The organism is Geothrix sp. (assembly GCF_049292215.1).
Taxonomy (GTDB): Bacteria; Acidobacteriota; Holophagae; order Holophagales; family Holophagaceae; genus Geothrix.
Genome location: NZ_JBATQW010000046.1, coordinates 1 through 12494 on the forward strand (window position 1 = coordinate 1; position 12494 = coordinate 12494).

The 12494-nt window shown below is 69.2% G+C and carries 13 protein-coding genes; 6 read left to right on the plus strand and 7 right to left on the minus strand.

Annotated elements, in window-relative coordinates:
* From WAS25_RS07870 to WAS25_RS07880, 3 genes are all read left to right on the plus strand, one after another.
* The coding region (locus tag WAS25_RS07870; RefSeq protein WP_422310969.1) for a hypothetical protein at positions 1 to 546 on the plus strand (546 nt) is incomplete at its 5' end.
* A gap of 358 nt (positions 547 to 904) precedes the next feature.
* The gene (locus tag WAS25_RS07875; protein WP_422310970.1) at positions 905 to 1888 is read left to right on the plus strand and encodes a phosphotransferase; all 984 of its coding nucleotides are present in this window, start codon (positions 905 to 907) and stop codon (positions 1886 to 1888) included.
* A 156-nt stretch (positions 1889 to 2044) separates the two neighbouring features.
* Complete coding sequence (locus WAS25_RS07880; RefSeq protein WP_422310971.1) at positions 2045 to 2497, plus strand: hypothetical protein; 453 nt, start codon at positions 2045 to 2047, stop codon at positions 2495 to 2497.
* An 83-nt stretch (positions 2498 to 2580) separates the two neighbouring features.
* Here WAS25_RS07880 and WAS25_RS07885 read toward each other — a convergent pair whose 3' ends face one another.
* Positions 2581 to 3006 carry a cupin domain-containing protein gene (locus WAS25_RS07885; RefSeq protein WP_422310972.1) on the minus strand — a complete coding sequence of 142 codons (426 nt, stop codon included), beginning with the start codon at positions 3004 to 3006 and terminating at the stop codon, positions 2581 to 2583.
* Positions 3007 to 3184: 178 nt separating this feature from the next.
* Here WAS25_RS07885 and WAS25_RS07890 point away from each other — a divergent pair, with 178 nt between their 5' ends.
* From WAS25_RS07890 to WAS25_RS07900, 3 genes are read left to right on the plus strand one after another with little or no spacing between them, the layout of a single operon-like run.
* Positions 3185 to 5131, plus strand: coding sequence for a CocE/NonD family hydrolase (locus WAS25_RS07890; RefSeq protein WP_422310973.1), 1947 nt, complete (start codon positions 3185 to 3187; stop codon positions 5129 to 5131).
* A 19-nt stretch (positions 5132 to 5150) separates the two neighbouring features.
* Complete coding sequence (locus WAS25_RS07895) at positions 5151 to 5561, plus strand: YybH family protein (RefSeq protein ID WP_422310974.1); 411 nt, start codon at positions 5151 to 5153, stop codon at positions 5559 to 5561.
* A gap of 24 nt (positions 5562 to 5585) precedes the next feature.
* Positions 5586 to 5993 (plus strand): ACT domain-containing protein, encoded by a 408-nt coding sequence (locus tag WAS25_RS07900; RefSeq protein ID WP_422310975.1) that lies wholly within the window; start codon positions 5586 to 5588, stop codon positions 5991 to 5993.
* Between the two features lies 1 nt (position 5994).
* Here the strand turns inward: WAS25_RS07900 and WAS25_RS07905 are convergent, their stop codons facing one another.
* The 6 genes from WAS25_RS07905 to WAS25_RS07930 form a co-directional block, all read right to left on the minus strand.
* Positions 5995 to 8262, minus strand: coding sequence for a TIM-barrel domain-containing protein (locus tag WAS25_RS07905; protein WP_422310976.1), 2268 nt, complete (start codon positions 8260 to 8262; stop codon positions 5995 to 5997).
* Positions 8263 to 8286: 24 nt separating this feature from the next.
* Positions 8287 to 8991, minus strand: a complete 705-nt coding sequence (gene cobB, locus WAS25_RS07910; protein ID WP_422310977.1) for a Sir2 family NAD+-dependent deacetylase — start codon at positions 8989 to 8991, stop codon at positions 8287 to 8289.
* A gap of 3 nt (positions 8992 to 8994) precedes the next feature.
* A complete protein-coding gene (locus tag WAS25_RS07915) occupies positions 8995 to 10629 on the minus strand; it encodes an alkaline phosphatase family protein (protein WP_422310978.1) in 1635 nt (544 codons plus the stop codon).
* Positions 10629 to 11270: a hypothetical protein gene (locus WAS25_RS07920; protein ID WP_422310979.1), complete on the minus strand. Its 642-nt coding sequence runs from the start codon at positions 11268 to 11270 to the stop codon at positions 10629 to 10631. Before WAS25_RS07920 ends, WAS25_RS07915 begins: the two co-directional genes overlap by 1 nt.
* A 63-nt stretch (positions 11271 to 11333) precedes the next feature.
* Positions 11334 to 11906 (minus strand): thioredoxin family protein, encoded by a 573-nt coding sequence (locus WAS25_RS07925; RefSeq protein ID WP_422310980.1) that lies wholly within the window; start codon positions 11904 to 11906, stop codon positions 11334 to 11336.
* The gene (locus WAS25_RS07930; RefSeq protein WP_422310981.1) at positions 11903 to 12451 is read right to left on the minus strand and encodes a thioredoxin family protein; all 549 of its coding nucleotides are present in this window, start codon (positions 12449 to 12451) and stop codon (positions 11903 to 11905) included. The genes WAS25_RS07925 and WAS25_RS07930 overlap by 4 nt, the downstream gene beginning before the upstream one ends.
* Positions 12452 to 12494: the final 43 nt, after the last annotated feature.

A 12494-nucleotide genomic window follows, 5' to 3' on the forward strand; every position in this document is an offset into this window, starting at 1 on the left:
GAGCTGCTCACCTGGAACGCCGATGTGTGGGCCGAGGCCGTGCCCTTCGGCCGCCTGCGGGCCGCCCACCGCGCCACCCGCGCCACCCTCAGCTGGCTGCTCGTCCCGCATCCGGGCGGCCGCTGGAATCCCGTGTGGATGGATGAGCAGGACCGTGTGCTGCCCAAGGATGAGGTGGGCCCCCAGGGACCCTTCCACTTCACCGGTGCCGCCGCCTGGTCCCCCGAGGCCCTAGCCCTGCTGCCGGAGGGGCCCAGCGAGGTGAACGACCTGCGGCCCCGTCTGCCTATCCACCTGGGCGTGGTCGCCGAGCCCTTCGCCTGGCGGGAGGTGGGCACCGCCGAGGCCCTCCTCCAGGCCGCCGCGGAGCTGGCCCCGGAGCAGGAGGGCCGTCTGCCCGGCTGCTACGTCCATCCCACATCCCGGCCCGCCGGAAGGCTCACCCGCTGCGTCCTGGGCCCCGGCGCCTCGCCCATGCCCTCCATCACCGATGCCGACGCCCTCTGGTTCGAAGAAGGCGGCCACCAGGTGCGGCTGGGGCTCTGACATTCGTGCCTGGAAAGCCAACCGCGAATGACGCGAATGGGCGCGAATGCCGATGCTTCCCCGCCGTTCACCCTCCGCCATGCCTCTGGGCAGGTGCCGTCGCTTTATCGGCGTTCATCGGTGGTTAAAAGGTCCTTTCCTGAGGCCTGAACCCACGTCGGCTGTGGTTGACGATCCCTCGTTGCAGGATCAAAAGCTGGAACACCGATGAACACCGATAAAAGCTGATGAACACCGATCAAGATGGGGCCCATGCGGCGTGTGGCCTCACCCTACTTTGTCCCCGTGGATCTCCGGCCAGAAGGCGGTTTCCCGGTTCCTCCGTGGCTGAAAGCCCGTCCGGGAGTACCCTGGTCGGATGGATCCCCGTCTGCAACGCGCGCTGGACCGCTGGGCCCTGGCCGATCCCCAGGCCCTGGCCGGGGATGCGGGGGCGCGGCAGTACTTCCGGGTGCTGCACCCGCAGCTGGGCACGGCCCTGGTGGTGCTGCACCCGCTGGACACGCCCGAGAAGACGGATGACAGCTACTTCGAGTTCCGGGCCCTGCAGGCCTACCTGGATCCCCTGCTGCGCGTGCCCACCATCGTCGCCAGCGACGACGCCGACCGCTGCCTGCTGGTGGAGGATCTGGGTGACACCACCCTGGAGCGCCGCCTGGTGGAGCACCCCGAGGAGGAACTGGCCTGGGCCGAGAAGGCGGGTTGGCTGCTCACCACGCTGGCCGGACCCCTCACCCTGGGCGCCCCGGGCCACACCTTCTTCATGAGCCGTAGCTTCGACCAACCCAAGTTCCAGTTCGAGTGGGACTACTGCCGCCAGAACTTCTTCCAGGACTTCCTGCAGAAGGAACCCCCCCGCTGGCTCGACCGCATGATGGACGAGGTGCACGCCAGCCTGGAGACCCGAGCCCGCTTCTTTGTCCACCGCGACTTCCACGTGCGCAACCTCATGGTGCACGGCGACCGGCTGGTGGCCATCGACTTCCAGGACGCCCGCCGGGGCGCGGCCACCTACGACCTGGCCAGCCTGCGCTACGACGCCTACTGGGACTGGTCCAAGGAGGCGGGCCGCGCCCTCATCGCCCCCCTGCAGGCCGAGCTGGGCTGGAGCCACGAGGCCCTGCTGGAAGAGCTGAACCTAAGCGCCCTGCAGCGTAGCCTCAAGGCCCTGGGCACCTTCGGCCACCAGCTCGTGCACCGCAAGAAGGCCCACTTCGCCCCCGCCGTGCCGCGCACCCTGCGCCACCTGCGTGGCCACTTCCAGCGCATGAACCACCAGGACGGTGTCCTCGCCAGCGAGCACCTGCTGCGCCTAGCCGAGGAGCGGCTGCTGAAGGGTTAGGGGCGATGCTCGGGGGCCGGGCGCTTTTGCCGAGAACGCAGTAAGGTCAAGGAGGGATCGGCGATCTTTTCGCGAGAATCCCTTCCTGAACAGGTCGCGTGCGGTGGACCATGGGCAGAGAACCATCCACCTGAAAGGCCCCTTGCGAGGTGCGTCTTGAACGGAGACAAGGAAGCCGTACTGACCAAGGAGTTGGCCGACCTGGGGAGACGTTACTCAGAATTGCATGCTCGTGATTCGGCATTAATCGGGCAGATGCAGCTGTTGGCCGAGACTTCGTCCAAAGCCGCAACACGCGCCGCAGGTGCGGCAGACAGGTCCTTGGTGGCCGCGAAATCCGCCTATGAAGCTGTGACGGGGGCTCTGGCTGGGGATGTCGCGGCTGCCGTCAAAGGTGCCGTTGTGGCCGCAACGGCATCGGCTGCAGCAGCCACGGAGGCAGCGGCCTTTTCCGCCGAAGCCGAGGTGCGAGATGCAGTGACCTGCTTTGAGTTGTCTGGAGCGGCGGCTACAGCCGCCAGAGAAGCCTCCGAAGCAGCAGAACGGGCCATCCAAGTCGCTCAAAAAGCCAAAGCAATGCTGAAAGAGCAGGATCCAGGTTCGCTTTGACTGGTCGGCGGCCGGGCCTTCCACTCAGCGAGGGACCCGGAGGCATTGCCGCGCATTTGGGCTCACCTGTCGGCGAGCAGCACCTACTTGGCGGCGCCGCAGAGGTGGAAGTCGGCGGCCTGGCTCATGGTCACGGTGAATACCAGCTCCTGCTGGACGACGGCCCAGTGGGGGCTCTGGCCCGGGATGAACAGGTAGCCGCCGGCCCCCAGGCGGGTGCCCTTGGCCTTGTCCACGGTCTCCCCGCCACCGAAGATGGCGCTGCCCGAGAGGATGGTGACGGTCTCGTCGGCGGTGTGGGTGTGGGCGGGGATGGTCATGCCCTTGGGGAACTTCATGAGCAGGACCGAGGGGCCCTTGGTGGGGTCGCCGCTCTGGACCGCCAGCTGGCCGCCCTTGATGAAGGGGTGGGCCCCCCACTTGGTGTCCGCCGCCTTCACGAGGGCGCCCTCGGCCGCGCCGAGAGACAGGACTCCGAGCGACAGACAGGCGAGCAGCACGCGCTTCATGACAGCCTCCTTGGGCAGGTTCGGGGACAAGGGTGGCAGCCGGTTTCCTCCAAGCATAGGCATTGATACAAAAATAATGCTCTATTCCCAGGCTCCCAGCCCGCCTGGCTGTGCCCCGGCCCAGGCTAGACTGGCGCATCCCCCGTTCCGCCCAGCCAAGTCCCGCCCCGGAGGTTCCATGCCCCAGGTCCGCCGCCCCCTTTCATCCTCCCTGCTGGCCCTGCTGCTGGGCACGGCCCTGCTGGCCCAGACCCCCAAGCCCGCCGCCCTGCTCAGCGAGCTGCCCGCCGAGTTCCAGGTTGCCACCGGGGACTGGGACCACACCCGCCGCGTGGAGATGGTTCCCATGCGCGATGGGGTGAAGCTGAACACCATCATCCTGGTGCCCAAGGGGGCCCGACCAGGAGCATCGGCCGCGCCGATCCTGCTGACACGAACGCCCTACAACGCCGTGGAGCTCACCAGCCACGCCCACAGCGCCCACCTGGGGCCCGTCCTCCAGGGCTACGACAACGTCACCGACCTCATCGTGGAGGGCGGCTACATCCGGGTAGTGCAGGACGTGCGCGGCAAGCACGGCTCCGAGGGCGACTACGTCATGAACCGGCCCCTGCGCGGGCCCCTGAACGGCACCCAGGTCGATCACAGCACGGACACCTACGACACCATCGAGTGGCTGGTGAAGCACCTGCCCGAGAGCAACGGCCGCGTGGGCATCCTGGGCATCTCGTACGACGGCTTCCTGCCTCTCATGGCCCTGGTAGATCCCCACCCGGCCCTGAAGGCCACCGTGCCCATGAACCCCATGGTGGACGGCTGGCGCGGCGACGACTGGTTCCACCATGGTGCCTTCCGCGCCCAGAACCTCAGCTACATCTACGACCAGCAGGCCACCCGCACGGGCGAGGTGAAGTGGTGGACCAGCCACTTCGACGACTACGACATGTTCCTACAGGCGGGCTCCACCGGCGCCCAGGCCAAGCGCCGCGGCATGGACCAGCTGGGCTTCTGGCGCAAGATCGCCGAGCACCCCTCGTACGACAGCTTCTGGCAGCAGCAGGCCATGGATCAGGTGCTGGCGCAGCGGCCGCTGACGGTGCCGACGATGCTGGTCCACAGCCTCTACGATGCCGAGGACATCTACGGCGCCGTTGCTGTGTGGAAGGCCCTGAAGCCGAAGGACAGCGCGAACCTGCTGTACCTGGCCATGGGCCCATGGAACCATGGCGGGCAGATCGGCGACGGCAGCAGCCTGGGTCCCCTGAGGTTCAGCCAGGACACCGGGCTGCAGTTCCGCCAGAACGTGCTGCGCCCTTTCCTCGACCAGCACCTGAAGGGCGGGCCCAGGGCGGACCTGCCACCCGTGAGCGCCTTTGAGACGGGCACCAACACCTGGAGGAAGCTCCCGGCCTGGCCTCTGGCAGGGGAGGGCTCCGCCGTGAAGGCCACGCCCTACTACCTCCGCGCGGGACTGGTGGTGTCCACCGCGCCGCCCCGGGCGGACGAGGCGCCCTTCGACGCCTACGTGTCCGACCCCGCCAAGCCCGTGCCCTTCAGGGCGCGGCCCATCCAGCCTGTGGGCTACGACAAGGGCCTGACCTGGCCCCAGTGGCTCACGGACGACCAGCGGGAAGCCTCGGGCCGCACGGACGTGCTGGCCTACCTCTCAGAACCCCTCAAGCAGCCCCTGCGCCTCAGTGGAGAGCCCGTGGCGAACCTGGTGGCCGCCACCAGCGGCACGGACAGCGACTGGGTGGTGAAGGTGATCGACGTGTACCCAGACGAGGTGGCCAGCCAGCCGCAGATGGGCGGCTACCAGCTCATGGTGTCGGCGGACATCTTCCGGGGCCGCTACCGCGAGAGCCTGGCGGCGCCCAAGGCCCTGAAGCCCGACGCGCCCCTGGTCTACCGCTTCGCCCTGCCCACGGCGAACCATGTCTTCCTGCCGGGCCACCGCGTCATGGTGCAGGTGCAGTCCAGCTGGTTCCCCCTCTACGACCGCAACCCCCAGACCTTCGTGCCCAACATCTTCTTCGCCCAGCCCGCGGACTACCGCCCCGCCACCCAGCGCATCTTCCACGCCCCCGGCCAGGCCAGCTTCGTGGACTTGCCGGTGGTGAAGTAGCACAGTCGGAGCACCCGTCATGGAACAGCCCCCTCCAACCCCCGAAGCCGCCACGGTTCGCCAGCTGCTGGAGCGCTGGGCGGAGGCCACCCGGACCAACCGGCTGGATGACGTGCTGCAAGACCATGACCCCAAGGCGCTGATCTACGACGTGCTGCAGCCCATGAAGCATGAGGGCGCCGAGGCCTATCGGCGCAGCTGGGGGGATTGGCAGCCCGAGACCACCGGCGGGGAGCGCTTTGGGTGGGAGGACCTGGCCGTGGTCGCCGAGGGGGACCTTGCCTTCGCCCACGGCTTTATCCGGTGCGGGGGCCTCCTGCCCAATGGCAAAGCCTTCGAGGATCTGGTGCGGGCCACCTTCTGTCTCCGTCGCGTGGGCGGCGCCTGGCAGGTGGTGCACCAGCACATCTCCAAGCCCTTGCCCGCCTGACTTTGCCGACTCCGAAAGAGCACCTTGAACATACCCAGCTCCGACCTGAACCACCTCCTCCGCACCCTGGATCCCGTGCTGCACGAGGGTGTGTACGCCTTCGCGTCCCTGCCGGCCGGGACCGACCTCCGGGGCCTGGAGCCGCTGGCCACCTTCCAGGAGGACGAGGGCCTCACGGTGGTGCTGAAGGAGGGGGCGGCCCTGGCCCGCCAGCTGCCAGTGCTGTTCCGCGCCGCCTGGATCACCCTTCGGGTCCACTCGGATCTGCAGGCCGTGGGCCTCACAGCCGCCTTCTCGCAGGCCCTCGCCGAGGCCCGCATCAGCTGCAACATCCTCGCCGGGGCCCACCACGACCACCTCTTCGTGCCCGTGGAGGAAGGCCCACGGGCGTTGTCGGTGCTGCGGGAGCTGCAGCGGCGCGGGGGCGCCTGAGCTAACGGGTGGCAGGTTCGGCGAAGGTCACCCGCTGGCGGCCGGGCTTCAGGGCCACGCGCAGGCGCTGGAACAGGGGATCCGCGCCGCCCTCGGCCAGGGGCTGGGCCAGCTTCAGGGTCCGGGGTAGCAGCAGCACCAGCTCCCGGGCCCGGGTGATGCCGGAAAAGCTCACGCCCTTGGCATCCAGCTCCACGCGCAGCCGCTCGCCCGCGCCGCGGCGGTAGGCCTCGCTTTCGCCATCATCGCTGAACACGGTGAAGGCGGTGGGCGTCGGCCCCGGCAGCAGGATCAGGCCCTCGGTGCCGGCTCCGGCGTCCACGGGGAGGATGGCACCCTCCCGGTAGAAGAGGGGGAAGCGGTCGAGGCTGAGGGGGATCGCCACCTCGCTGCCGCCGACCTGGCGTTCCAGCGTGAAAGCGTCATACCAGGCGCCCTTCGGCAGCCGCACACGCTTGACCGATTCGTGCTCAAGGGGCTGGGTGACGGGGGCGACCAGGATCGCGTCGCCGAAGAGGAAGGCCGAGGTGTCCGTGCGCAGCGCCGGATCGGCGGGATCCAGGAAGAACAGGGGCCGCAGCATGGGGTGCCCCTCGGACCACACCTGATAGGCGGTGCTGTAGATGTAGGGCAGGAGCTGCTGGCGGCGATCCAGCACGGCTTTCACCCGGGCCATCCAGGTGTCGCCGTAGATCCAGGGCTCCCGGGGGCCTGTGCCGTGGGCGCGGTAGACGGGCGTGAAGGCGCCGAACTGCTGCCAGCGCAGGTAGAGCTCGGGATCCGGCGGCATGGCCTCGCCGCCCCGGGTGATGAAGCCACCCACGTCGGAGCCCCAGAAGGGCAGGCCCGAGAGGGACGCCGACAGGCCGAGGGGGAGCTGGTCCTTCAGGCCCTTCCAGCTGGCGGGGACGTCGCCGGACCAGGTGGACACACCCATCCCGGCGATGCCGAGGTAGCCCGAGCGGCTGAGGATGAAGGGCCGACGGTCGGGGTGGGCGGCCAGGAAGGCGCTGCGCACGAGCTTGGCCCATTTGAGGTTGAAGGCGTTGTGGAAGGCCCGCTCGTCGTACTCGCCCTGCGCGCCGAAGCGCGCCTCGCCCGGCACCCGCTCCGGCTCGCCCAGGTCGATCCAGAAGCCGTCCACTCCTTCCCTGGCCAGCTTCTTGTAGCGGCCGCCGAGCAGCTCCGCAGCCCGCGGCGCCAACGGGTTGATGACGCCCCCGCCGAAGTCCTTGCCGAAGTCCCACCAGTCCTTCCAGAGCACGGTCTTGCCCTTGGCGTCCTTCGCCAGGGTGCCCGCAGCGTCGAGCTCCGCGAAGGCCTGGGAGTCCCGGGTGAAGAAGGGTTCTGAGATGGTCACCAGCTTCACGCCCTTGGCATGCAGCCAGGCAGCCAGCCCCTCGGGATCGGGGAAGGCCTCGCGGTTCCAGGCCAGGTCGCCCATGCGCTTGAACCAGTAGAGGTCGAGCACGATGGCCGACAGGGGCAGCTTGAAGCGCCGGAAGAGCTCCACCGTCTGGCGTACCTCGGCCTCGGTGCGGTAGCCGTAGCGGGACTGCAGGTAGCCGTAGGCCCAGCGGGGCAGCAGGCTCTGCGAGCCGCTCAGGCGGTACCAGCGGGCCACCAGGGCGGCGGGATCGGCGTCGCTCCAGGCGTAGAGGTCGAGGCGTCCCGTGGTGGTGCTGAGGGTGACTTCGCGGCCCTTGGCCACATCCACCTGGTCCCGACCTGCGGCATTGAAGGCCACGGCCAGGCCCGAATCCGAGAAGAAGAAGGGCATGTGCAGGTAGGTCTGGTCGCCGAAGTGGGGCTCGTGGTACAGCTCCAGACTCTCGTCCGTTACGCCCAGGGCTTTCACGGCCTGACCGAAGCCGTGGAATGCCGTGGCGCCGTCAGCCACGAGGCGCAGGGTGAGGCGGGCGGCATCGCCCTCTAGGGTGAGGTGGAAGGGGCGACCGCCCTTGGGGGTCACGGTCACCTTGGCGGGGCCTGTGGGGGCCAGGCGATAGCCGCCGCCCTCCAGGAGCGCCGTACCCGGCACGGGGTGGAAGGGCGCCCCGGACGGAAAGTCGAGGGTGACAGGCGGCAGGGCCGGGCTTGCGCCCTCCGCCGTGGCCGTGATCCGCAGTAGGCCCCCCTCGGCCAGGGTGACGCGGGCCTGGGCCTTGGCGGTGCGGAGGACCAGGGAACTGTCCTGGGCCAGCAGCAGGAGGCTGCCAAGCGCCAGGCCGAGCATCAGGAGTCGGGGGAGGAGGATCCGTGGTCTCATGGCTCGACTGTACGAGGGGTGCGCCTACTCGCCCAGCAGCTCCTCCACGAAGGCGGGCACCAGGTCCGTGGCGCGACCGGTGCGGGCTTCCTGGAAGGCGCTGGCCACCCGGCTGGGCTCCAGGTTCAGCTCGACGGTGCGGGCGCCGGGGGCCACGGCCTGCACGAGGCCCGCGGCGGGGTAGACGTGCCCGCTGGTGCCGATGGCCACGAACAGGTCGCAGCGCCCCACGGCATCGAAGATGTGGTCCATCTCCAGGGGCCGCTCGCCGAACCAGACGATGTGGGGGCGCAGCCGTCCCAGCTCGCAGGTCGGGCAGTGGCTGGCGTGGTCCAGGTCCCCGGGCCAGGCGTGGACGATTCCACAGGCCAGGCAGCGGCCCTTCAGGAGCTCGCCGTGCATGTGCAGCAGGTGCTGCGACCCGGCCCGGTCGTGGAGGTCATCCACGTTCTGGGTCACCAGCAGGAAGCTCCCCTCCCAGGCGCGCTCCAGCCGGGCCAGCGCCTGGTGCGCGGCATTGGGCTGCACGGTGGCCAGGCTGCGGCGCCGCTCGTTGTAGAAGCGGTAGACCAGGGCGGGGTTGTGGCGGAAGGCTTCGGGCGTGGCCACCTCTTCCACGCGGTGGTTCTCCCAGAGGCCGTCGGCATCGCGGAAGGTGCGCAGGCCACTCTCGGCGGAGATGCCCGCCCCGGTGAGGACCACGATGCGGGCATTCAGCGGGAGGGACATGGCCTATTTCCGGTGACCCAGGTCCAGCACCTTGCCGTCCACTGCGCCGGGCTTCAGGCCCAGCTCCCGGGCCAGGGTGGGGGCCAGGTCCACGGTGCGCACCGGCTCGCGGCGATGGCCTCCCTTCCATGGGCCCCAGAAGATGAGCGGCACCCGGCGGTCATAGGCGTTGGGTGTGCCGTGGCCAGTGATGTAGTCGGGGGTGGGCGTGTTCATCACCACCATGGGCTTGAAAGCCACGAGGATGTCGCCACTGCGCGCGGGGTGGAAGCTGCGACGCAGGAGGCCTCGGAGGCTGGAATGCCGCGGGCTGTCCGTGGGGGCAGGATCCGTGGCGGCGAGCTCCTCGGCGGTGAAGGCATCGGCCACCTCGGGTCGGGCCCTCAGCCAGGCTTGGGCCGCCTGGAGCACGGCCCGGCGCTGCAGGCGGGCCGCCTGCACGGTGGCCTCGACCAGGTAGAGGTTGTTGGCCTCTGGGTTCGCTAGGACCAGGTCGGCATCTACCTTGAAGGTGGCCCTGAGGTCGGCCTGCAGTGCGGATATGAAGGGCTCTGCGAGCGCCCGGCGGGCGGGAAGACCCTGCTCGAGGAGCGCCTCAGGCAGGTCCAGTCCCCCGTGATCCGCGCTGAGCACCACCCAGGCGCCGGGATGACGGCGCTGGAGGCGGTCGAGGAGGCGGCCCAGGGTGCGATCCAGGCGGTGCATCTGGTCCCGCATCTCCGTGCTGAGGATGCCGTAGCGGTGGCCGATGTAGTCCGTGGCGGAGAAACTGATGGCCAGGAGGTCGGTGGCCGGACCCCGACCCAGCTTCTCACCCTCCAGCAACGCCTCGGCGGCCTCCAGGGTCACGGTGTCCAGGAACGGGGTGCGCCGGAAGCGCCCCTCAAAGCCGCTGTCCACGGGCATGCCCGCGCCCTGGATGAGCCTGGGCAGGGTGCCGTTGCGGACGGTCAAGGCACCGACGGTCCACTGCCCTGAACGGCCCTCGAGGGTGCCCGGGTCCTTGGACCAGAGCCAGCTGTCCGTGCCGATCCGCTCTGACAGGCTTCGGTCGTAGCGCATCAGCCAGGTGGGCAGGTGATCACCATAAGTGGTGGAGGTGCTGAAGCCCGCGGCACCGGTGAACCAGTAGACCCCCGTGGGCCTGCGCCCGGCCATGAGAATGGCGGCGCGGTCCTTGCCCGAGACGGAGAATACGCGGCTGCCCGGTACCTGGGCCTGTAGCCAGTCCCCCAGGCCATCCCCGAGGAAGCGCTCGTTGGAGGAACTCGCCTGCGCCGGTGCGTGGAGCGCCCTGGTTCCGGCATCTTCCACGCAGTTGACGACCTTGCCCGTGGCTCGGTCGAGCCACCGATTCTCGACGATACCGGTGTTCGCGGGGAAGCGGCCCGAGAGCAGCACCGAGTGGCCGGGGCCGGTCTCCGTGAAGCCGTGGTCGTGGTAGGCCTCGGTGAAGAAGACCCCTTCCCGGCGCAGCCGGGCGATGCCCTGAGTAAGCTCAGGGCCGTATGTCTGCATCAGTTCGGAGGAGAACTGATCGATCGAGATCACGACCACAAGTTTTGGGCGAGCCTTTGCCGAAGAGGTGGCAACCAGGATCGGGAGGAAGGTGAGGGCAGCCAGCGCGGATCGGATCATCAGAAGGCCACGCCCACGCCGAAGGTCCACAGGCGTTCGAATTCCTGTCCACTGCCCTGGGCGGAGAAGTAGGCCGCCAGGTCCGAGGAGCTGCTGAGCTTCACCGGACGATCCTTGGTGACGGGCTGCTGGTAGCTGGCCGCCAGGTAGGGGTGCACCACCACGGAGGGAATGCGCCAGCGGGCGCCCACCCGCAGCCAAGTGCGGCTGAGGTCCTTGGTGGATGCGGCGCCGGCCGTGTCGTAGCGGTAGTGCTGTAGGCGCTGGATGAGGCCGAACTCCCCGGCGAGCCCCACGAAGGGCACCCAGAGCTGGGCGTGGAGGCCCACACCTAGGCCCTGCTGCTTGAGCTTCGTGGCCTGGGTGGTGCCGCCCTGGTTGAGGCTGCCGTCGGCCGTGAACTGGGAGACTTCCACGCCGCCCTCCAGCTTGAGCAGGGGGCCCAGCTGGAAGAGGCGCCGGTTCGCCGAGGCGATGAAGCCGCGGCCCGAGTCCAGGTCCCCGGAGACCAGCTGGCCCGAGCCGCTGAGGAGGGTCTGCGGCAGGCTCTGGCCGCTGGGGCGGGGCAGCTCCAGGCGCAGATCCCACTGGGCGCTGAGGGGCAGCGCCGCGAAGCTGAGGGACAGGAGGGCAAGGCGCATCGGGGCTCCGGCAGAACCTCCGATCATACCCTCAGCCCGTGCCACGACTATGTCGGTGGGGGCTCATTTCCACTTGATGCTGCAGCCTCGACTGGGCGGCTGCTCTGAGGAGACAGGCCGGCCCACCAACAGAGCCTCCGTGGCCGCATCGAGGTCACGCACCTTGACCTGGGCGGCGTCGCGCCAGCTGTCGTCCATGCGGCCGCGGTAGACGAGCTTTCGCCCCCGGTCGAAGAGGAAGAAGTCCGGCGTGCAGACGGCGCCGAAGACCCGGGTCACCGCCTGGGGCGTGTCCTTGAGGTAGGGGAAGACGAAGCCCTGGCCCTTGGCCTGGGCCTGCATATCCGCGAGGGATTCCTTGGCGTGGGTGTCCACGTCGTTGGCGTTGATGGCCAGCACCGTGACATTGCCCGCGTACTGCTTCGCATAGGCGTTGATGCGGGCCTGGGTGGCCAGCACGTAGGGGCACTCGGTACTGAGGAACACCACCATCAGGGGCAGGGGGGAGGCGGGCCCGTGGACCTTCCCATCGGTGCCCGGCAAGCTGAAGGGCGGGCAGACGTCGCCCAGCTTCAGGCCCGGCGCCTGGGCCACCAGAGCTGCGGCGAGGAAGAATGGAGCCATGGCTCGGATCATCGGGACCTCCACTTGATGCTGCAGCCCATGCTCGGCTGCTGGACTTCGAGGGGGTCGCGCCCCGCAAGGACGCCCTCGATGGCCTCCTGCAGCTCCTGGCGCGTGACGCGGCTCGCATCCTTCCAGTTGTCGTCCAGACGGCCCCGGTACATCAGGCGGCGGTGGGAGTCGTAGAGGAAGAAGTCCGGCGTGCAGACAGCGCCCAGGTCGCGCGCCACAGTCTGCTCCTCGTCCCAGAGGTAGGGAAAGGCGTAGCCCTTGGCCGCGGCCCGCTGGCGCATGGCCTCGAAGCTGTCCTCGGGATGGCTCACGGCGTCGTTGGCGTTGATGCCCACCACGGCGCAGCGGCCGGCGTAGGCCCGGGCCAGGGCGTCGAGGCGGTCGTCGATGGCCTGCACGTAGGGGCAGTGGTTGCACATGACCACCACCAGCAGGGCGGGGCAGTGGAAGTCGTGCAGCGACCAGAGGCGGCCATCCACGCCGGGCAGGGTGAAGTCGGGACAGGCCGTGCCCAGCGGGACCATGGTGGATTCCATGAGTGACATGGCAACCTCCGGAGTGCTCCTCTCATCGTACGCCGCGGGGCAA